The organism is Streptomyces litmocidini, assembly GCF_014649755.1.
GTDB classification, from domain to species: domain Bacteria; phylum Actinomycetota; class Actinomycetes; order Streptomycetales; family Streptomycetaceae; genus Streptomyces; species Streptomyces litmocidini.
Genome location: NZ_BMTQ01000027.1, coordinates 1 through 20,163, shown reverse-complemented (window position 1 = coordinate 20,163; position 20,163 = coordinate 1). Strand labels below are relative to the sequence as shown.

General features: G+C 69.3%; 21 protein-coding genes and 3 pseudogenes. 14 read left to right on the top strand and 10 right to left on the bottom strand.

Going from position 1 to position 20,163, the window contains the following annotated elements:
• Positions 1 to 26: 26 nt before the first annotated feature.
• Positions 27 to 1,631, bottom strand: coding sequence for a multicopper oxidase family protein (locus IE180_RS34120; protein WP_190160832.1), 1,605 nt, complete (start codon positions 1,629 to 1,631; stop codon positions 27 to 29).
• A gap of 251 nt (positions 1,632 to 1,882) precedes the next feature.
• On the opposite strand from IE180_RS34120, the gene IE180_RS34115 reads away from it, so the two are divergent.
• Positions 1,883 to 2,521, top strand: a complete 639-nt coding sequence (locus IE180_RS34115; protein ID WP_229861183.1) for a hypothetical protein — start codon at positions 1,883 to 1,885, stop codon at positions 2,519 to 2,521.
• Between the two features lie 493 nt (positions 2,522 to 3,014).
• Here IE180_RS34115 and IE180_RS34110 read toward each other — a convergent pair whose 3' ends face one another.
• Positions 3,015 to 3,509 (bottom strand): EF-hand domain-containing protein, encoded by a 495-nt coding sequence (locus IE180_RS34110; protein ID WP_190160831.1) that lies wholly within the window; start codon positions 3,507 to 3,509, stop codon positions 3,015 to 3,017.
• Positions 3,510 to 4,254: 745 nt separating this feature from the next.
• The gene (locus tag IE180_RS34105) at positions 4,255 to 4,794 is read right to left on the bottom strand and encodes an EF-hand domain-containing protein (protein WP_190160830.1); all 540 of its coding nucleotides are present in this window, start codon (positions 4,792 to 4,794) and stop codon (positions 4,255 to 4,257) included.
• Positions 4,795 to 5,184: 390 nt separating this feature from the next.
• Between IE180_RS34105 and IE180_RS34100 the strand changes: the two genes are divergently transcribed.
• Positions 5,185 to 5,988, top strand: coding sequence for an aldose epimerase family protein (locus IE180_RS34100; protein WP_190160829.1), 804 nt, complete (start codon positions 5,185 to 5,187; stop codon positions 5,986 to 5,988).
• A gap of 172 nt (positions 5,989 to 6,160) precedes the next feature.
• Here the strand turns inward: IE180_RS34100 and IE180_RS34095 are convergent, their stop codons facing one another.
• The gene (locus IE180_RS34095) at positions 6,161 to 6,538 is read right to left on the bottom strand and encodes a hypothetical protein (protein WP_190160828.1); all 378 of its coding nucleotides are present in this window, start codon (positions 6,536 to 6,538) and stop codon (positions 6,161 to 6,163) included.
• Positions 6,539 to 6,748: 210 nt separating this feature from the next.
• Positions 6,749 to 6,961: a PA2433 domain-containing protein gene (locus IE180_RS34090; protein ID WP_190160827.1), complete on the bottom strand. Its 213-nt coding sequence runs from the start codon at positions 6,959 to 6,961 to the stop codon at positions 6,749 to 6,751.
• A 228-nt stretch (positions 6,962 to 7,189) separates the two neighbouring features.
• Here IE180_RS34090 and IE180_RS37635 point away from each other — a divergent pair.
• From IE180_RS37635 to IE180_RS34070, 4 genes and pseudogenes are all read left to right on the top strand, one after another.
• A pseudogene (locus tag IE180_RS37635) lies at positions 7,190 to 7,279 on the top strand (hypothetical protein); the annotation flags it as partial.
• A gap of 49 nt (positions 7,280 to 7,328) precedes the next feature.
• A complete protein-coding gene (locus IE180_RS34080; protein ID WP_190160826.1) occupies positions 7,329 to 7,637 on the top strand; it encodes a DUF6247 family protein in 309 nt (102 codons plus the stop codon).
• On the top strand, positions 7,634 to 7,894 hold the full coding sequence (locus IE180_RS34075; RefSeq protein ID WP_190160850.1) for a hypothetical protein: 261 nt from the start codon (positions 7,634 to 7,636) through the stop codon (positions 7,892 to 7,894). The genes IE180_RS34080 and IE180_RS34075 overlap by 4 nt, the downstream gene beginning before the upstream one ends.
• A 315-nt stretch (positions 7,895 to 8,209) precedes the next feature.
• A complete protein-coding gene (locus tag IE180_RS34070; protein ID WP_190160825.1) occupies positions 8,210 to 8,917 on the top strand; it encodes a hypothetical protein in 708 nt (235 codons plus the stop codon).
• A gap of 38 nt (positions 8,918 to 8,955) precedes the next feature.
• Here IE180_RS34070 and IE180_RS37695 read toward each other — a convergent pair whose 3' ends face one another.
• Positions 8,956 to 9,438: a transposase gene (locus IE180_RS37695; protein WP_444545789.1), complete on the bottom strand. Its 483-nt coding sequence runs from the start codon at positions 9,436 to 9,438 to the stop codon at positions 8,956 to 8,958.
• Between IE180_RS37695 and IE180_RS34060 the strand changes: the two genes are divergently transcribed.
• Positions 9,354 to 9,746, top strand: coding sequence for a hypothetical protein (locus IE180_RS34060; protein ID WP_190160823.1), 393 nt, complete (start codon positions 9,354 to 9,356; stop codon positions 9,744 to 9,746). The two genes, IE180_RS37695 and IE180_RS34060, sit on opposite strands and share 85 nt — an antisense overlap.
• A gap of 124 nt (positions 9,747 to 9,870) precedes the next feature.
• On the opposite strand, the pseudogene IE180_RS36950 reads toward IE180_RS34060, so the two are convergent.
• Positions 9,871 to 10,140 (bottom strand): annotated as a pseudogene (locus IE180_RS36950) (hypothetical protein); the annotation flags it as partial.
• Between the two features lie 71 nt (positions 10,141 to 10,211).
• Between IE180_RS36950 and IE180_RS34055 the strand changes: the two are divergent.
• From IE180_RS34055 to IE180_RS34040, 5 genes and pseudogenes are all read left to right on the top strand, one after another.
• Positions 10,212 to 10,361, top strand: coding sequence for a hypothetical protein (locus IE180_RS34055; protein ID WP_190160822.1), 150 nt, complete (start codon positions 10,212 to 10,214; stop codon positions 10,359 to 10,361).
• A pseudogene (locus tag IE180_RS37735) lies at positions 10,358 to 10,537 on the top strand (hypothetical protein); the annotation flags it as partial. The gene IE180_RS34055 and the pseudogene IE180_RS37735, both read left to right, overlap by 4 nt.
• Before the next feature lie 47 nt (positions 10,538 to 10,584).
• Positions 10,585 to 10,890 (top strand): helix-turn-helix domain-containing protein, encoded by a 306-nt coding sequence (locus tag IE180_RS37730; protein ID WP_190160821.1) that lies wholly within the window; start codon positions 10,585 to 10,587, stop codon positions 10,888 to 10,890.
• A 42-nt stretch (positions 10,891 to 10,932) separates the two neighbouring features.
• Positions 10,933 to 11,343 (top strand): hypothetical protein, encoded by a 411-nt coding sequence (locus IE180_RS34045; protein WP_190160820.1) that lies wholly within the window; start codon positions 10,933 to 10,935, stop codon positions 11,341 to 11,343.
• A gap of 367 nt (positions 11,344 to 11,710) precedes the next feature.
• A complete protein-coding gene (locus IE180_RS34040) occupies positions 11,711 to 11,875 on the top strand; it encodes a hypothetical protein (RefSeq protein WP_190160819.1) in 165 nt (54 codons plus the stop codon).
• A 992-nt stretch (positions 11,876 to 12,867) separates the two neighbouring features.
• On the opposite strand, the gene IE180_RS34035 is transcribed toward IE180_RS34040, so the two are convergent.
• Positions 12,868 to 13,563, bottom strand: a complete 696-nt coding sequence (locus IE180_RS34035) for a hypothetical protein (RefSeq protein ID WP_190160818.1) — start codon at positions 13,561 to 13,563, stop codon at positions 12,868 to 12,870.
• A 138-nt stretch (positions 13,564 to 13,701) separates the two neighbouring features.
• Complete coding sequence (locus tag IE180_RS34030) at positions 13,702 to 13,962, bottom strand: hypothetical protein (RefSeq protein ID WP_190160817.1); 261 nt, start codon at positions 13,960 to 13,962, stop codon at positions 13,702 to 13,704.
• A gap of 128 nt (positions 13,963 to 14,090) precedes the next feature.
• Between IE180_RS34030 and IE180_RS34025 the strand changes: the two genes are divergently transcribed.
• Entirely contained in the window at positions 14,091 to 15,272 is a 1,182-nt protein-coding gene (locus IE180_RS34025; protein ID WP_190160816.1) for a hypothetical protein, read from the top strand.
• Between the two features lie 498 nt (positions 15,273 to 15,770).
• Here IE180_RS34025 and IE180_RS34020 read toward each other — a convergent pair whose 3' ends face one another.
• Positions 15,771 to 18,641: a DEAD/DEAH box helicase gene (locus tag IE180_RS34020; RefSeq protein WP_190160815.1), complete on the bottom strand. Its 2,871-nt coding sequence runs from the start codon at positions 18,639 to 18,641 to the stop codon at positions 15,771 to 15,773.
• Positions 18,642 to 18,974: 333 nt separating this feature from the next.
• Between IE180_RS34020 and IE180_RS34015 the strand changes: the two genes are divergently transcribed.
• Complete coding sequence (locus IE180_RS34015; RefSeq protein WP_190160814.1) at positions 18,975 to 19,409, top strand: hypothetical protein; 435 nt, start codon at positions 18,975 to 18,977, stop codon at positions 19,407 to 19,409.
• The last annotated feature ends 754 nt before the right edge of the window (positions 19,410 to 20,163 follow it).

Below are 20,163 nucleotides of genomic sequence, written 5' to 3'. Positions count from 1 at the left end.
CTGACGAGTTCGTCAGCCAGGGCTTTTCATGGTTGGACGTAGTGCACTGTCTGCATCATGCCGAGGTCTTCGTGGTGGAGCTGGTGGCAGTGGGCGATGGTGTGGCCGGTGAAGTCCTCGTACTTGACGAGGAGGGTGACGGATCCTGCGGGGGTGCCGCCGGTGAGGTTGATGGTGTCGTGCCACACGGGCGGCTCGAGTCGTCTGCCGTTGCGGTGTGTGAGTAGGACCTGGTTGGTGTGCAGGTGGAAGGGGTGGCTGTGCGCGGGGAGGGTTTCGTCGGTGCGGATCGTCCAGCGTTCCACGGTGCCCAGAGGCAGGGTGTGGTTGGTGTGAGCGGGGTCGAACAGGCCGTAGGAGGGGTCGCGGGTGAGGTCTCCGTCGGGATGTGCCGCGGGGGTCGCGCCGGTGCCCAGGATGCGGAAGGCGTTGGGAAACGCCCCGGGAAAGACACCGGGATCGGTGTGGAAGATTACTTCCCGCTCCGCCCCGGGGTGGGTGATGTCCTTCTCGTCCAGAAGGGGCAGGCCGGGCGGCAGTGAGGCCGGCAGCCGCATCGGCGGCTCGATCGGCTCGCCCGCCACCTCGATTGTCATCAGCGCCCTGGGCACCCCGTCGGCCCGCAGCTCATAGACGCCGGGTGCGCCGCCCTGGACCAGCACGTCGGCGCGGTTGCCCATGGCCAGCTCCACCGTGTTCAGGGCGACGGGCGTGGAGAAGGTGACACCGTCCTGCGCGATCTGGTGCAACGACGGGCGTGTGGAGTTCCCGCTCATCTCAAGTCGCAGGGCGGTGAAGGCGGTCGCGGCGACCAGTCGCCAGCGCTGCACCTCGCCCGGGCGGATCCTGAGGGTGGGGTTGACCGTGCCGTTGACAGTGAAGAGGGAAGGGATGCCGGTCACCCAGCTGCCCGAGGTGAAAGCGGGGACCTTGCCGTTCTTCAGCTTGAGCTCGTTGATGCAGACCACGATGTCCGCGGCCGCCTTGATCTCCGGTACCTCATCGATGTCACCTTCGACGATGATCACCCCGGTCATACCGCCCACGATCTGTTCGGCGATGGATCCGTGTAGATGAGGGTGGTACCAGTACGTGCCGGCCGGGTGATCGGCCGGCACATGCACACTCGTCACATACCGGGGCTCCGGCGCGCCGGCAGCGGCTTCACCGGCGGTGCGTGGAGCGAACTCACGCAAAACGTTGTCCGCCTGCCCGGAGGGAGAGACGTGCATGCCGTGGGTGTGAAGGTTGAAACTGTTGGGACGGTGCGGCACGTTGTGGCCACCGCTGTGGGCGGGATTGGGCGGCAGACCGTTGACCTGCGTCAGCCGCAGAACATCCCCGCCCCGCACGCGCAGGGTCGGACCCGGGATTGTCCCGTTGTAGGTGCGCGTGGTGACCACCCCGTAGCCGGGGACCAGCACATCGGTGAACCGCACATCGAGGGTCTGACCGACCACCGCGGGCGCCGAGCCGGGCATGGGCCGCATGGCGGGCGTCACCGGCTGGGGAAAAGAGGCCGGCGTCACCGCGCGCCGCCCGGCCCACACCCCCCCGGACACCCCCGCGAGGACCCCGACGGGAAGAGCCTTCAACACCGTCCGGCGGCCGACTCCGCCGTTTTCTCTCATGAAGCCGCAACCTAGAGCAAAACCCGTAGCGGATTCGCACGGCACACCGCGGGCAACGCCCCGGCCGCACGTGCTGAATGAGCTGCTCCCAAGAGGACCAGGAGCGAGAGTCCGGTGAGCCCGCGGGGTGGCAGCCGGTCTGCAAGCGCCCCCGGAAGCCGAAGGCGAAGGCGGCCAAGAAGAAGGAGCCGCGCGAGCAACGTCGGCGGTCCCAGGAAGCCGCCAAGCGCCGCGCTTTCGGGGGAGTGAAGGTGCATGACTTCAGGCTGTGGCCGCGGATCTACCCGGCGACCGGCCACGAGGGCTACGTGCCCCTCACGTTCGTGTTCACGGGCAAGACCGTCGCGCAGCGCGAGAGCCGGATGCGGCGCCTGGAGCAGGCCATCCGCTGCTACTTCGCCGGCACCCTGTACGCGGGCGGGGGCATCACGACTGTCGATTACAACCAGTCGGTGCCCGTGGTCGTCACCGAGCTGGAGCGGATCACGGCCGATCGGGATGGGGCGGCGGGGAAGGTGTGGCGCAGGCTCGGTCGCGATGAGTGGCAGACGCTGATTGAAGCCCTGGACAACCCCGATGGCGACCGGTTGTACGTGGTGCAGGCGGAGCAGGCCCGCAGGCGCCAGAAGGAGCGTGAAGCCGCGGCCCGCGAGGCGAAGCGGCCCATGTGTGGGCGCTGCGGAGCGAAGTTCACCGATGAGCGCTGGCGTTCGATCCGGCACTACCCGGCGCAGCAGCACCGCGAGCTGTGTGATCCGTGCCTGACCGAACATCGGGAACAGGTGCAGGCGGAGCAGGCCGCGCGGCGCCAGGCGGAGGAAGCCGCGGCCCGGGAGGCGGCCGAAGCGGAGGCAAGGAAGGGCCGCGGCCTGTTCGGCCGCCGTGGGTAGTCGGCACGTGATTCGGTGGCCGGAGGACGACCAGGAGCCGGATCGGGTCCGCAGCTGGTTCTGCTGGCGCACCTGACCGCGCAAGCCCGCTGCGCGGTCGGCAATCGCCAGGACGCACAGCGGGACCGGCCTCGAAGTCCCTGTGCCGACAAGCGGGACGGGCCGGTTCCTCTGATGGTGCCAGCCCGCCGTAGGCCATGCACAGGACGCACGGGACGCAGCCGAGCCTGCCCGTGACGTTACCCCGCGCGCCTCTGTCCGGCTCCTGGGATTGGTGGCGCTGCTGCGGCAGGCTCCGGCTTGGAGGTAGAACGTCCATCGTCCGGGCGGGCAAGCGCCTCGACTGACATATCCATATGCAGCAGTTGCTGGGCACGAGATGTCCAGCGTGACTCGGCGAGCTTGACGCCGAGATGGGGGAGTTCCCGCCCCGGATCGACACGCATCGGCCGTGCCGCCAAGTGCGCCGGCACGGCCGATGGCCCTGGCCGCTTTACTGGGCTGCGTAGGACTGCTTGACGTGCTGCACACATTCTTCGCGGGTGAGGTAGCCGTCGCTGTCGATGTCGATCTGCTGGAACTCCTCGAGGGACTCCATCAGGGGCAGGCCCTTGGCCTCCTGCCAGGTCAGCCACTCTCCCAGTGAGATCTTGCCGTCGTTGTCGCTGCCGGCCATCTCCAGGAACGCCAGCTCGAAGGGAATGGCGACCTCGTCGCGGAAGTCGGGGCGGCGGTATGCCGCGACGAACTCCCGGGCGGTGACCCGGCTGTCGCCGTTCGTGTCCGCGCCCTGCTGCAGCATGTGCCACAGCTTGTTGCCCAGGTCCGTCACCCGACGCCATTCCGGACAGCCGACAGGGGCTGTGGTCTTTGCCAGCGCGCCCTGGACCATCTGGTCGATGTCCACCTGCTCGATCACACCGTCGCCGTCGCTGTCGACCTTCTTGAACATCGCCTGGAAACGGTCGCGCTCCGTCTGAGTCACCACAGGACCTACCTCTTCCTCTCCTAGTAGCGGAATATCGTGCGCAAAACTCCCATATCCTCTCGCCTGATACAGGGGTATTACGTCGTTGATCACTCGAAAAGGGGACGCTGTGTTCCTGGCGCAGGCACGCGGATGGCCGGAGCCGGGTGGGCGGCGGCTGTGAACTGACGCCGACGGTACGACGACTTCCCCGCCCCGGTCGCGGAGACCGACATCCACCCCGGCACCCGCGCTGCCGCTGCGGGCTTGTGCCCGGCCTGTCCGTCCGGGCCGCTCTCGCCTGGTAGGCCGCCGTGGAGGTGATTGTCACGTCGCTGCACCGCGCGGCCGACCACTGGAACGCCCGAGTTCCCGAACCCGCCCTCGACCCCGAGGACGCATCAGCCCCGGTCCCGTACGGCCCGCCCCTGGCGGCGGCCGTCGGCGAAAGCCTCCGGGCCGCACTGGGAGTTTGCTGCCTCGTCTGAACCTTCCGCCGGGATGGGTCGCTCTAGTAGCCGTCGCCGTGCCGGCGCATGCTCCGCAGAAGCGCCTCGTTGGCCCGGGTGAGGGAAGGAGGCGGAGTGGTGCGGATGTGAAAGCACTGTCGGCGTGGATCCGGCGCCGGTATCGCGAGGGTGCGAGTCTCGCGGTGGTGGCCCGGGAACTGGGTGTGCCGAAGTCCACCGTGCGGCCCGGGGCGGGAGGTTCTCCTGCCCCGGGCCGCCTGGTGCCCGGTACGTCTTGGCTGTCTGTTTCTGAGGGCTCAGTGTCCGAGCAGGGGGACGTCGATGTCGCCCATGTGGTAGGCGCGGACGGCCTGGACGAGCTCGTCGACGGAGAGCTGGCCGTCGCCGTCGGTGTCGATCTGGCGGAAGGCCTCGGCCGGGTCGATGTTCGAGGCGTTGATGGCGTCGAGCCAGGTCTTGAACTCGGGCGGGTTGACCTGGTGGTCGCCGTCGGTGTCGACCAGTTCGACCATGGCCTCGATGACCGGCCGGACGACCCTGCCGAAACCCGAGCTGCTGTCCTCCACGATGTGCTCATGGGCGATGTGGTTGAACTGGTCGAGGTTCAGCGAGCCGTCCTCCTCGTCGATCCCGGCCTCGCCCGCGAAGAAGCTCCACATGCCCAGGTAGGCCTCGGTCAGGGCGCGGCCGGCCGGGGAGACGGAAGGCACGCGGAGGGCCTTCAGGATCTGCTGGGCCTCGGCCTGCCAGTCGGAGCGGTCGATCTGTCCGTCGCCGTTGACGTCCCACGTGTCGAAGCGCTGCTGTGCCCGGTCGAGCTGAAGGGAAGTGAACATCTGGGGAGTCCTCCAGGGGGTCGATGCGAGAGCGGTGATGGCCCGGTGTGCCTGCGGAGCACCGTCACACAGCCAAGCCATTACTCAAAGTATTGCCATCATTACGTAGAGAGAGATTGGGCGCGCGGCGACCACGGTGTCCGACCGCCCCTCCCCGGGGCCCTCCTGCGCCCCTTGGGTTGGTCAAGACCGCGGGGACAGCGCACCCTCCCGGGGCCCTTCGCTCCCACGCTCAGGCGACGACCACTCCGTTGTTGTCGCTATTTGTGACAGGATCATGGCGTTAAGTAACTCCCGCGTGCCGACCGCGCCCCAGGGGCCGCCGGCGGCGCGGCGAGAGCGCGAAGCGAGCCGCGGCGTTACGCGGCGCACTCCAGTGAGAGGAAGCCCATGACCACCAACGCCGATGACGTCCGATTGAAGAGCGGAGACGCCGAGCTGACAGTCGCCCCCGGTAACGGTTGCCGGATCAGCAGCCTGCGCGTCCGCGGGATCGAGCTTCTGCAGCAGGGGGCGAAGGAGGGCTCTTTCCCCACGGTGCCCTGGTGCGGCCGGCTCGCCCAAGGCCAGTTCCACAACGGCGGTGAGCGGCACCAGATGCCCGTCAACGCCCCGCCGCACAGCATCCACGGCACCGGCCGCGACACCGCCTGGAGGGTAACTCGCACCGACACGGACTCCGCCGCGTTCATCTACGACCTCGCCGACACCGCCTGGCCCTACCCCGGGCGCGTCAGTCAGCTGGTCGAGCTCACCGATTCCTCGCTCACCCTCACCGTGGGCGTGGAGACCGGCAACGACAGCTTCCCCGCGCAGGCCGGCTGGCGCCCCTGCTTCCGACGCAACCTCGGCACCGGTGGCGATGTGAAGCTCGATTTCACCCCCGCATGGCAGGAGGAACGCGGCGAGGACCAGCTGCCCACCGGAAACCGCATCGACCCCGCATCCGGCCCCTGGGACGACACCTTCGGGATGCCCGACGGCGTGCACGTCACCCTCACCTGGCCCGGCGCCCTGGAGCTGGCCATCGACAGCCGCGCCGAATGGGTGACCATCTGCGACACCCAGCCTGAGGCCATCGTCGTCGAGCCGCAGTCCGGCCCCCCGAACGGGCTCAACACCTCCCCCCGGCTGGTCACCCTGATCGACCCGTTGGAGTTCTCCACCACCTGGACCTGGCGCACCCTCGGCTGAATTTCTGAGGCCGCCCTCTCGACGTGCCCGGGGGCGGACCGGGCCTGCGGGCCGTCGTCCACCCCCCGGGTCTTGACCTCGGGCAGGCGGCAAGCCGGGACCCGGTCAGGAACGGGTCCGATGCCCGTTCCCCCGCCTGATAGGGACGGCTTGGACGCCGGCCTTGGTTGGTTCAGGCATCGTCGTTTCGGACGCCGCCTGGCACGTGGGGGTCGAATCGGCCGACACGCATGGCCTCGATGCATTGCAGGACACGGCCGAACGACGTCAGTCCGTACGTGACGTATCGCGTGGGCGAGTCCCCGGAGACACTCGCCCGCTCAACGGGAACGCCGCCCATGATCGCCTGGTACGTGTCCTGCGCCTCGTGCTCGGGATGAGCAGCCATCCATGCCATCCCGACGTCCATCGCGAACTCGTTGGCGGACGTGCAGGTGTACTGGTCCCATCCCTCGACGGGCTTGGTCGGGTCGAGCGCGGCGATCGTGCGTACCGCCTCGATGCAGCGCTCGTAGATGCGGGACAGCTCGGCATTCAGATCCTTGGCCATCGGGTTCCCCCCTCCCTCTCGCGCCGGATCATCCGGCGACTGGTGAACCCTGCCCGGTGCCGCGGTAGAACAGTCGCGCGGCCGGATACGTGATCCAATGTCGCGAGGGGGCGGAAACGCTCGAGGGCGGCCCCGGTCTGATCAGCCGTCCCCCGCACTACGGGGCTGGCGCGGTGGGCACCAGGATCCCGCAGTGGGCGACCCGTACAGTCAGGCGCTCGTCTCGGCCTTCTTCAACCTCTCCAGGACCATGTCCGTCATTGCCTTGGCGACCCTGAAGTCCCCTTCCGCCTGAGACTTCTCGGCCTTCTCGATGATCTCTTCGGCGTCCCTGAGCAGGTCCTTATCCATGGTCTCGCCGTTCATGGCGATGTAGTCCCTGATCTTCCGGATGTTGACCGATGCCGGATCCCTAAGAACCATGCGCTATCTCCTTCAATTACGAAGCGTCACCACGCGTGCACTCAGCGCATCCTATCGAGTCCTCCAGGAAGGTATGTCGCCGACGACCCTGCACTTCATGGATGGTCTCCACTGGCGCAGCCTCCTGCATCCATTCACCAGGGGAGGCGGAATCGGTCGTCTTCGCCCCCTCACGCTGGATAGAGCGGCGGCGTGCGGGGGTTTCATAGGTGGTCGCATAAGACATGCGCGGAGGGGCCCGGCCGGGGCTCTGTGGCCGGTTCGATCGTCGCGTACGCCATGGGCATCACCGACCTTGACCCGATCCCGCACGGCCTGGGGCGTGGCGCTCTACGGTGGCGGGTAGCACCCGCCGCAGGAGGAGCCGATGAGCGTCCAGCCCGACCCCGCACCCGTCGCGCCGTACGCGCCCGCACCCGGCGCCCCGGCCGAGCTCCTTGTCCAGCTGCGGGCCGATCGGCGTGCAAAGCGGTGGGTGCCGGCTTTCGAGAGGGAGTGGGCGGCCGCGTTGGAGGAGTCGCGTCGGACGTTCTCCTTGAACACCCTCTACGAGGTCGTCCACGTCTGGCAGGCCCGTCTCGCTTCCGCCCCGGCGGTCGACGCGTTCGTGGCCTCCGGCCACGACGAGACAGGGTTCATCGACATGGCCGAGCTCCGCGGCCGGCGGCGCCGGTGAGCACGCAGCCGTACGCGGTCCGCTTCTCGACACCGGCCGCGAAGGTCCTCACCGAACTTCCCGAGCACGCCGAAGAGACGGTCTGGGACCTGCTCGACGCCGCCGCGGCCGCCCCGTGGGGCTTCCGCCAGTGGGACCCCGACGACCCCGAAGGCGAAGACGTCCGGATCGCGTCCGCCGGCCGCCTGTCCGCCATCTACTTCGCCAACCGAGCCCTGCGGCACCTGTCCGTCCTGGACATCGTCTGGCTCGGCTAAGCCCGGCGTCCGCATCCGGACTGGCTGCTGCGGCTGCGGTGAGGAGGCATTCCCAGGTGCGGGGCGTGCCTCCACGTTGTCCGGCAAGAGCGGCGGCGATCCTGACCTTGGGTGCGCCGCCACTCGCTGCGGTGAGGCTTCGCGTACGCGGTAGCCATCGCTGAACCGGTGCGGTGTGGAACTTCCCCGCGGGCTCCACGGGGCGGGCCGCGGGGGCGGAGACACGTCCATTGATGGTAGTGCTGTATATTTATTCGCGATGTCGTGCCGCCCAAGGGCCGGCCCGGCGGCCGTCCCCCAGGAGGAGCACCCGCGATGATCCATCCAGATCGGCAGCACCTCGTCCGGACCCGGGAGCTGCTGGCCCAGGACATGGGCATGGCCATGGGGACCTTCCGGAACAAGAAGCCCTACACCCAGCCCGGGTTTCCCGCTCCGATCAGCTCGGCCGGCGCCCGCACACTGCTGTGGGACGGCGAGCAGACCGCTGCCTTCCTCGCCGGTGACACCGTCCCCGACCTACCGTCTGCCGGCAAAACCGACATGCTCCTGGACCGTCAGGAGGCCGCTGCCGAACTCGGCGTGACGCCCCGAACCTGGGACGGCTACGCAACTGACCCGCGTCTCACCCCGCACATCGTCGACGTCCACGGTGTCGACCACTGGCCGCGGAGCACCGTGCACGCCTTCCGCGACAGCCGTCCCGGAAAGTCGGCCGCCCCCGGCCGGCCGAAGGGCAGCACCGACGCGGTCCCGCGTGGTGAACTCCGTGCCCGGGTGGCCGTCCTCCTCGACGCCGAGCCCGCGATCACGATCGCCAGCGTCCAGGAGACAGTCGGGGCCGCCTACGCCTCCGTGCAGCGGGCACTGGCGGAGCTCCGAAGCGAGCAGATCGCAACCCTGGTGAAGGCACACCCAGAGCTGCCATTTGAGGCGGCCGCGGACCGGCTCGGATATCCGTCGGCGGTCCGCCGAGGGATCCGGGCAGTCCTAGACCGGGAAGACGCCGAGGTCCCGAAATGATCCAGGGAATTTTGATGCCAGCCGACGCGCGTCATAATTCAGACGTACAGCCCATTCCGTAAAGGGCTATGGTGCGGGTCGGAGCGTGGTTGTGGGCAAGGTGTTGCCTCGTGGAGCCGCGTATCCGAGCGATGGCCGGACAGGGCCGCTAACCCTCTTCTGCCGGCATGCCCGGTGGAACCGGCCATCGCCTCTTCCTCCGCGTCTGGCCCGTCGCGCCAGGTCATGTCCTTGCGCAGGACGTAAACGATGCCCGTCAGTGCGACCCGATCCGGCACTGGGAGCCGTCCGGGGTGGCTGTGCCGACGTGGGCGCGCCGGCAACAGCGGGGCTATCCGGTCCCAGAGATCGTCGGGGACAAGGTTCACGTTCACGAGGCTGGAGCTTGCCAGAGAACCCGGTTGAGCAAGCCGAGCCGGATCGACATACTCCCCGGATGACCAGCACCGGGGACAAAACCGCTGAGCAGGGTTGGGATGAACCCTGGTACCGCGTCCGCACAGATCGGTTCGAGGCGTCATTCCTGCCCAGCGCCGGCGAGGATCTAGACGCCGTCTGCAACGTCGATGTAGAGGTGAGGCTGGCAGCGGACGGCTCCCGCTGGAGCGCGACCGTGTTCACGCTCGCCGAGGTCGAGCGCCTGATGAAGAGGTGGTCCCAAACGGGCGAGGAGTTGGGCGGCCGTTACTTCTGGTGTTCTGACGGTCTGATAGTCCGGGACGCTGGCATCGACAACATGACCCAGGTACTCGCCGGCCTGCTCGACGCCGGTGACTTCACGCAGGTTCTTCAGCGACTCGATGACGAAGAGCCCACGCCCTCATTCTGAAACGATCAGTTAATGCCCGTGCTGGTGGTGACGGCCCGTCGATGACGCCCTTCGGCGCTCGAGGATGCCAGCAGTCGGAGTTCCGCTTCGAGCAGCTGGGCTGGTATTGCTGCCGCCGCAGTGCTCACGGGGCGAGGGCAAGGACGCGGACCGGTTCTCCCCTTCCAACGCTCGGGGATGATGGTGGCGATGATCGCGCCGTCCGGGCGCTCCACGGTGGGCTGGGCCGCGTGCTGGAGGTGGGCCGGGGTCCAGGTGGCCTGCTGGGCGACGGCGAGGACGGCCGGGAGGTCGAGGTCGAGCACGGTGATGCCGGCCAGGGCGGCCAGGCGTTGGGGCGGGCTCAGTCGGCTTCGACGAGCGTGCAGGTGAGGACGTAGGGGTACCAGCCAGCCGCAGGTCCCGCTACCAGCAGACATCGCGGCCCTCGTCTTCGACCCGGCGAGCGGACTGACCGTGACCCGCATGGACTTCGACCGCGTCCAGCTTCTGGCCGCAGTCGTCAACGCCCTGTCGTACGGCATCGGTGTTGACCGGCGAGCCCTGGACCGGCTCGCCGACGTGGCGGCGGCGGCGCTGGTGGGGGTGGTGGCTACTACGTCGAGTGCCGGCTGACGGGAGTCAAGCCGGGCACCGAGTTCGAGGTCCACATCGGCCGGGGCGGCCAGCCCTCCACGCCCCCGACCGACGGCGACGACGTTCGCACCGCCGGCGGGGATTCGTGGATCACCGTCGCCGGTCGCACCATCGTTTTGGCCGAGGGCGGTCGCGGCGCCGCCTCTCCCGCGGCGGCGACCGCGGGGCGAACTCAGCCCTCTACCGCATCGCTCTCGTCCGGATGTCCAGCGACGCCCGCACCCGCGACTACGTCGCCCGGCAGACCGCCGCCGGACGCACGAAGAAGGAGATCATCCGCCTGCTCAAGCGGACGATCGCCCGGGAGATCTTCCGCTACCTCACCACACCGGTCAGCGTCCCGGATGTCTCCGACCTCCGGCCTGCACGCCAGGCCAAGAACATCACCCTGACCACCGTCGCCGAGCACTTCGGCGTCTGGCCGGCCGTGATCTCCTGCATCGAACGCGGCACACGCCGCGACGACGACCTCGCAGGCGCCTACCGGGACTGGCTCACCGCCGCTTGACCTCGGCAGCCCGACAACTCCACGGTCACGGGACGTGACGTCATGGATGATGAGGCGATGTTCGTCCGCACAGAGAGCCTGCCGCAGGCCCCGCAGCAGCACATGACAGTTCGGGTTCACACTCCCATCGGGTCCGCCGTGGTGCTCTGGCGCGGCGATCCGCGAGAAGCCGACGGCCGGCACCTCATCGAATGGACCGTCGACGCGGACCTCCACTGGGGCCAGAACACCCGGCCAGCCGCTACCACTGAGCCGAAGCTCCGGCAGGAAGGCGGCCGGGTGATCATGCGCGGCCGCCTTCACCTGACCGACGACGCAGCCGCCTACCTCCAGATGGGCCACTGGTCCGTGCTGTTCGACCTGGCATCACCCATCCCCAGCAGCGTGGACGAGTCCTGGGTGGAGATCAGCGTCGGACCGGAGAGCGTCGCTCTTCACCCCTACCGAACCTGACCACCATCAGGTTCTCAACTCTCTTGACTGGCAATAGGATCATCGCCTCGTCCATGAGTTCCGCAGGCTGGGGCCGGCCCCAGGTCAGCGGTGCTGGCCGCCCCTCTTGGTGGACCGGGGCCGGGGGCGGCCTCGTGGCGGCAGCTTGCTGCGGCGATGGAAGTGGATCACCAGGTGCATGGCGACGGCGATCGGGACAAGGAAACGTGCGATCCATGACGTGCGCAGTGTGACGTCGGCCAAGGACGTTGCCGTCTTCCATCCGTGAGGGATGCCGATGAGAAGGGCCGATACCAGGAGCGAGAGCACGGCCGACACCAGCATGGCGGCAGCCACCCGGCGAACGAGCCCTTCCCACCATGCCCTCGTGGCATCCCGATCCACGCTGCCTCCCCCGCCCGTCATGCGGGCATTGTCGCTCACCACCTACGGCGCGCAACAGAACAGCGACGAGCAGCCAGCAGTACGGAAGGCGACCCTGCGCAGGAACCCCTTGACGATCAATAGGAGCATCAGGGCCCTGCGACTCTGAACGTGCCCATGGAGCGGAGCAGGGGGAACGACGCCGCGAACCTGAGGTACACCAGAACCATGACGGCCCAAGAAGCGTTCTGCGTGCGATGCGGCAGCGCAGACACCCGAGTTACCCGCCTCGACCGGACCAGCGCGGAAGGCACCTGCTTCCGCTGCAACAAGCCCTTCCGCGCGACACCGTGCCAGGGCTGCGGAGGCTTCCGCATCGACGGCTCCTTCGGAGTGCCCGGCATACGGTTCGAGAACCTTCCCGAGACCGTGGACTGCTGGGACTGCGGTCACGAAAACCCACTGCGCGACCCCGGCCCGGAGTAGGCGGCGCCAAGCACGCCCCTCGCTGTGGGGCGGGCTGCCCGGCGGGCGGAACAGGCATCGAAGTCCCCGTGCCACCGCGCGGGACGGGGCGGGCCCACCCGGCGCTCACCGGCCCGAGGAGGCCCTACACAGGGGTGTATGAGACGTAGCCGAGAAGAGACCGCACCTCAGGATCTGCCGGGCGACCTGTGGCACGCCCTGGCCCAGCTCCACCACACCCACCCCGACCCCGTGGGCCGCTCGCCCGCCCGGCCGGGCTGCTGTCCTTCGCCGCGGCCGACGACACCGTCCTCGCGGCCCGTGTGCAGCTGTCCGGCGCGGAGTCGATGCGCGAGGTGAACGAGACGCTCAGTGCGGTCACCGGGGGCATGCGCGCCCATTTCACCGGTCCCGGCGTGGCGCTGGAGGTCACGCTCGGCAGACGGCAGGAGCCCCGCTCCACGAGGCGCACGCGGTGGGCCTCACCCGGCTCTTCCGTCACGCCGCTGGCACCGTCGGCGCCCGCAGCACGCCGGGAGGCGGCCTGTGCTTCCACTGCAGCGGGACCGGACGTGCCCGGCCCTTGTGGGAGCCGGCGGCCGGGCAGGCGTGAGCGGCACGCGAGAAGAACGCCCGCGTCCCGGGCCGCCTTTCCGGGCGGTGCGGGACGCGGGCGGGCGTACGGACCTTGGAGGCTTACGCCGGTACGGGCGCCGGCTGCGGGCGCAGCGACGCGAGCGGAGAGCGCCGACCTTTCTCCACCGTGCGCAGCTGCTCCCAGTCGACCTCGGGGTGGGCGGGGACGATCGCGTCGACGGAGGCCGTGATGTAGAGCGCGACGTCGACGGCCCCGGCCCGGCTGGTGCCGAAGCGGACCTCGATCGACTGCGGGGAGCGGACCCAGCCGAGCCGGACCATGTGGTTGAAGTCGGCGCGGCGGACCTGAAGGCGGGCGGCGGCCTGCTCGGGTCCGAGCGGGGTGTCGGCGGCGACCAGGGCGGCCAGGTCCTCGCGGCGGCAGACCTCCTCGACCTGGCCGGGGTGGTGCAGCGTTCCGTCCGGGTTCGCGCTGAGGTCGACCAGGAGGCCGCGGTCGACGAACCGGCGCACCACGAACGCCGTCACGTTCGCCGGCTCGCCGTAAATGGTCCGGTTCGGGGTGCCGAGGGCGGCGGCGATCCGGTCGGCTGCCGCGCCGCCAGAGATCGGCGGAGAGGGCACCGCGGCCCAGATGGCGTCGGCGTCCAGCGCCTCCACAGCGGCCCGGGACCACTGGGAGGACGACACGTCCGGGGCCGGGACCAGACCGGTGTGCCGGGCCCACCGGAAGGCGGCTACGGGCACCTTCAGGCGCCTGGCGGCCTGGCCCTCGTCGTACTCGGTTCGTCGCATGAGATCACCTCTCGCTCGGTCGCCGGAAGCGGCGGAACAGAACATGGCAGAACGCATGAAAACGTGTCAAGTGCCTCTGAAACTGGGCAAATTGGACGCTCTCCGCTAGGACTGCGCCCGCGTACGCGAGAAGAAGATTCACCCGCCCGGGTGCCACCGCAGGCCGGGCCGCGCCGCCGCAGCGAGGCCGCGTTGGAACGCCTGCTGCGCCTTGGACGACCCCTCCCCCGCGCCGCCCGCCGCCAGGGCCGCCGCCGGGGCCGGCGCCGGGGCGGGGGCCGGTGCCTGGATGCCCAGCGCGGTCAGCCGCTCGCGCTGCTCGGACATCAGCTGCGCCCAGGTGCCGGATTTCTGCTGCCGCCACTTCCACCGGCCGATATCGTCGCCGTCGAAGACCACGCCGGCCGTGTCACAGACCGGTCCGGCCGCTTACCAGCACCTCGTCCACCCCCGCTCCCGCACCAGGTCATCGAGAGCGGAGGAAACAGGCAGGTCGGCACGGGTGCGCTGTGGCTACGCTTCCGGTCATGAGGACTCTCGCGGACTACGGCTGGCTACCGGACCATCAACTGCACGTGGTGCCCACCCTTGCCCATGTGGACCGGCTGATCGCCGACGTCACGCGCATCGTCCATGACTACACCGATCAGGGTCCGCTCACCCTCAGGGAGGTGGTGCACGGCGATCGGACCCAGGTGGAGGTGAGCGCTGTCGCCCCGATACCCGAGGTGATACCCCGCCTTGTCGCGGACGCCCTTACCCAGCTGCGTGCCGCGGTGGAGCACACCCTGTACGCGGAGGTCGAGTACCTCCTGAAGCGCCCTCTGACCGACCAGGAAGCACGGGTCATCGAGATGCCCGCCTGTCCCGACCAGGGCCGCTTCGAGTCCTGGCTCGCACACGGGCGCCGGCGCCAGCTGCCTCCACTGGCCGCCGGTGCCGTACTTGCCGAGCGCATCCGAACGCTCCAGCCCTTCCAGCGCCGAGACGCCGACGATCATCCACTGCGTCTCCTGGCCGAGCACACCAACCTGGCCAAGCACCGCACCCCGGCCGTCGCCGCCACTCGCCTCGGCGCCGTCCACCCCGACCGTCAGCACCCCGACCTCACCCTCGCCCTTCCCCTGGAGCGCAACCCCCAGCCCGGACACGGGCTGCCCCTCCAGACGGGAGACATTCTGGCCAGCGGCCCCCGCGACACCCGGATCGAACTGTCGATCTACCCGCCTGTCTGCCTGCAGCGTCCCCACACCGGGGTCTGGAACATCGCGCTGAAGGAACTCGGCTACCTCGAAGACTGGGTCCGCACCACAGCCATCCCGATCCTCATCACCGGCTCCCGCCACGACACCCCCATCCCCCCTCAGCTCGACATCACGGTCGGACACAGCGATCTGCGACGCGCACTCCTGTCGGCAGGCACCATGTCCGCAACGCAGCGCGGCAACCTGAGCATGCAGGCCACACTGGCGCGCCGTGAGCTTCCCGGGATCCTTTCCATGGAGCCGGTGGGCGCCGACCCGAAGACGATCAAGGACTGGGTGTCGTCCCTGGACGATGCGGCAGTGGTCCGTACGATGAGCCGTATCGCACTGGTCAATCCCGATCCGGAGGCGTTGCTCCGCTACCTGAGGGAGCTGTGTGCTCAGGCCGATGCCTTCCACAACCGGCTACGGGACGCTTCCGCCTCCGAGGACGAAGGCACCTGAGACAGTCCGTGTGAGTCCCGTCGGCGGCAAGAGCGCACCCGAACCAAGCCTCTTGGTCGTTTGCGCCGCTGAGGGCAGGCGCGAGGCGCTGGAGCGCACGCGAACCTTGGCCGGGTGAGTCGTCCGGCCGTAGGCGGGGCCCACCCACGCCTGTGGCTTCGGATCCGCACGCCCCCTCTGGCGGGGCGGAGCCGGCCCCTCGTGAGGGGCGGAGAGGGGCCGGCGCCGACCGGCACGGGGCGGCGGTCCTGTACGCCGTCCCGCCGCCACCGTACGAGCCCTTCCCGCAGAGCGCAGTTCCTGATGGGCCGCCAGGGCGACGTTCCACGAAGCCGGCGGCCGACCGTTTCCGGGGCAGAGCGGCGGTCCGCTGTTCGGCATGTTGAATCAGCTGTGCCGACGGAGAGCCCCACTGGCACGCCCGCTGCTGTCGTACGAGACCCCGGGCCCTGCGCGGGCCCGGGGTCGCATGGGGTGGGGGAGCGGTCAGAGGTTGTCTCAGTAGCTCTCCCGCTCGGAGGGGGGCCCGTACCGTTCGATGGACCAGCAGGTGCAGTTCCCGCCTTCGTACAGCTCCCCGTCGCACTCCTCGTGATGCTCCCGCAGCCGCCGCTTCGTCAGGGCCGCCGAGGGTGCTGTCGCTGGCGCGGGCTGCGGGGCGGGCGGCTCTGGGGCGGCCTCGACGGCCGGTACGACGCCCGCCCACTCCATGCCCAGCGCGGCGAGAGCGGCGCGCTGCTCCGTGGTGAGCTTGTCTCGCCGGCTCTTGGTGTTCGACAGCCACACACCCAGCTTCACCGGCACCGGCTCCGCCTCGCCGTCGATCGTGATCTCCACGACCGCGCCGCGCGGGACGGCCCGCTGCCCTCCCTTCTCCACCCACTGGGCCAGGGCAGTCAGCCCCCGCTGGAACGCCGTCTCCGCCTTGCTCCCCGGCTTCTTCGGCCCCTTGAGCGCGGCAGCCAGCGCCGGGCTGGCGGCCGCCACGGGGAGGGCGGCGCCCTTGATACCCAGCTTGGTCAGCCGCTCGCGCTGCTCGGGCACCAGCTGCGCCCAGGTGCCCGGTTCCTGCTGACGCCACCTCCAGGTACCGATGTCGTCGCCATCGAAGACGACGCCGGGCGCGATGTGGGGCAGCACTCCGTCAGCGTCGACGAGGTCGGCGAGGACCCGGTAGTGCCGCTGCCAGTTCAGCGGCCACGGGCAGTTCCAGTCCGGGTCGATCTCCGCCAGCTGCTCCGCGCGCTCCGCCGCCCGCTTCGGATCCTTGCCCAGGCCGCCCTTCCGGCGCAGGTTGGCCATGTGCTGCCCGATGGGAACCACCTCCTCGCCCTCGCCCCACACCGCGTCCTGCCGGGGCGCGAGGTGCCCGGTCGCCCGCCGGTAGGCCCGCAGGGCGGCGAGCTTGGCCTCCCAAGCCTCCTCGCCCGGCTCCCACACCATCCCCGCCTCCGGGGCGTCCAGCAGCGTCTTGCGCCGGTCCTCCAGCTCCCCGGCCCGCAGCGCCTTCCGCTGCTGGTGCACCCAGCGCCCGAGGGGGAAGTTCTTCGTGACGCCGACTGCGACCTCGACGTCGTAGGGCACGGCGTAGACGCCGGTGATCTCGTTCTCCGCCCGCCAGCGGATGAGGGCCTGGTAGCCCTCCAGCCACACCAGGGACTCCGGCCGGTAGACCCGGGTGCGCAGGAACGCGGCGATCGTCGCCGCGTCGCGGGGAGAGGAGAAGTGCAGCAGGGCGGACTCGGCGGCGGCCTGCGTGTCGTCCTCCCGGTCCTCACCGTCGCCCGTGTCGCTCGCCCCGACGATCCGCCCTTCTTCGTCGCGCTGGAGGTGGACCTTGCGCTTGCCGCTGGTGAGTGCGCGGGAGGCGAGCTGTTCGACCAGGCGCTCATCATGCGAGCGCAGGCCCTGGAGTACGGCCACGAGCGGTTTGAAGCTGGCGGAGGCGACCATGTCGGTGGGGTCCTCGCCCGGCTCCAGGAACACCGGCACGATGATCCTGGCCACCTTCGTGCTGCCGTCGCGGTTAAGCCTCAGCGCGCGGCCGATGTTCTGCACGATCTCGACCTGGGAGCCGCGCGTGTCGGCGAAGCACACGGCCTCGACGCCCCGCTCGCCGGTGATGTCGACCCCTTCCCCAAGGACGCGAACGCTCGCGAGGAAGGCCCGGTGCACCCGGCGCCCGGCCGCGTCGATGCCGCCTGCGAACTGGCGCAGCACCTCCCGGCGCTCGGCCACGAGATGGTCGCCGCACAGCCATGCCGACCACACCCGGTCCGGCGGGACGTGGCGGCCGGCCTCCAGCTCGTAGAACTCCGCGCCGATCGACGACGCGGGCAGCTTCTCCGCCCTCGCCATGCCCTCGTCGGAGGTGTCGTTCATGTACAGCGCGGCAGCCGTCTGGGGCAGCTTCTCCGCGAACGCCGCGGCCTCCTCGACCTTCTGGTGGAATGTCATGACCGTACGCAGGTTCCAGGCGGCGGCGTGTTCCAGGAGCGCGGTCTGCAGCAGCGCCAGGCGCCGGCCCCGCCTGGCTTCCTCCGACTCCCCGAGGACGGGGGAGGGGTCGCGGATCTCCAGCACGTCGATCTCGAACCCCGCGAGGATTTCCCGCTCGATCGCCTCGCTCAGCCCGAGCTCGGCGAGCCACGCGCCGTAGGTCCCGTTCGGGTCGTCGGCCATGGTCGCGAGCTCCACCTCTTGGCCGTCCGCGCCCTTCTGGGGCCGGGGCGCGGCGAGGATGCGCGGGGTCGCGGTGAGGTAGAGCCGGAAGTCCGCGGGGATCCGGGCGTTGTCATGGATCGCCGCCCACGGACGTCCCAGATCGCCGGCGGTTCCGTGCGCCTCATCCACGATGGCGAGGTCGAAGCCGACCATCTGCTGGCCGTACAGCCGCTCCCCGCCCGCGAGTGCGGCTTCCAGGGGCCCGCGAACCTTCCGCTGGCCCTCGGGAGCGTCGACGTCCTCGCGGTCGACCAGCGAGGCGTACGTGGCGAACACGACGACCGGCCCGGACACGGCCCACAGGGCGAGTTGGATCGGGTTGGTGGTGGTCCGCACCCCCAGCGAGTTCAGGACGGGGTCGTTCTCCAGTGAGCACACCGCGACCATCGGCGCCCGATGCCCCACCGCCCGCCAGGCTTGGGCGGTCTGCGTGAGCAGGTCCAACGTCGGGACAGTGACGAGGACCCGTCCGTTCGCGAACGATTCCAGGGCGCACGCGGCGGCCGTGATCGTCTTGCCCGAGCCGGTCGCTGACACGATCGTGCCCCGTGCGCCCTGCGGGGGCACAGAAGATCGTGCAGGAAATCCCACCCATCTGCGAAACGCCGACCGCTGGTCTACCTGATGCTCCCTGAGCGTAATCATGACCCCTCCCTCCCCGTCCTATGATCAGCTTCATGATCCGTCGCGTCGCAGGACCTCCTACGTGGAAGCACCTGGCGTCCTCCCTCGCTCTCACCGCCCTGATCTGGACAGTCTGGTACGGGATGCAGCCCGTCTACCCACCGTGCCTCTACATCGGCGACCATTCTTACGAAAAATCTGTCGAGTACGGGCAATGCGATCCACCGAAAACAAGATTCAGCACCTAGACCCAGTGAAAAAATTCCCAGGGTATCCCGTCATTCTGCCATCTCTACATGCTGCATCAAACCAGAAGACACTCCCACACCTCACACCAACAGATAAAGTCCGCCCATGACTGCTGACTGGTACGTCCTCATCGAGGAAGACACCCGGACCACCGAGCGTGCCGACGGCACGGACCTCAAACTGCATCGATGGATGCTTACAGGCACCCACCGCATCGGCCCGGACCGGGCGGATGCGGCCGCGGCCGCCGAGGACGCGGCCCTGCACCACATCCCAGGCATCCTGGCCCGTCACGCACGCCCAGGAGATGAGCCCGCCCGCCATGCACTGCTCACTCAAGACGGGGCGTGGATAGTGATCGTGAAGCAGCGTCACCGTGAATGTCATATACGGGTGACCACGGCCCAGCTTGTCCATGAGCGGGAAGAGAAGGAAGGACCTTCGAAGAGCCTGAAGGAAAAGCTCCGCAGTGCCATGGAGGGCCCAGCCCCTGCACCGAAGCCCTGGTCCTGGACGCCAGGCAAGGCTGATCGGGCCTGACCCTCCCGCACCTCGCCGGCACCGGAGCCACCCGTACCAGCCACACCAACACCAGACGCCGGCTCTGCCCCCAGTCCCCACCCTGCCCTACCCCCCTGCTCATCTGGCCTTTGGCCGGGAAAGCCCCCGGTATCGCCCCTTCGGCTCGAGTGAAGAGCACCATGAGCGGACGGGGCAACAGCTTCCTTGTCCAAAAGGAGAGTCAGGGGAATCGGTCATGCGGCCTAGACCGTCCAGGGTGGATGTTCTGCACGTGGTGGAGCAGGCGAGGAGGATGCGCATGGTGTGGGAGGAGGTTTCCTCGACACATTGGGCCCGGCCTCTCGAGGAAGTGGAGGAAGCCCTCAAGCAAGCGGCTGCCCGGTGGGATGTGCCGATCGATGATGCCTTCGCTGCGAGAGCGGCCTTCGAGATCCATGCCGGCTCCTGGGAGTAGCCCGCCCCTGTAGCCAGCCCGGCCCGCGTCAGCGGGCCGAAGGGGGACTGGAGGCGTAGCCGGAAGGCCCCTTCAAGGCGGGGGAGCGCAGCGGACCCGCCGCCCCGGCCTGGAGCGAAGCGGAAAGGCCGGGGTAGGGCGAAGCCCTACGGCTTCGGAAGCGCAGCGAACGAAGCCTCACTTCCGGTGCGCAGCACCGGAAGTGAGCGGCCCGCACAGCGGGCCGCCAGCGCTCCCGCGGAGCGGGAGCGCAACCACCGCGCGCAGCGCGGTGGTTCGCTTTCCCATCGCGCAGCGATGGGGTACCCGCTCCGCGGG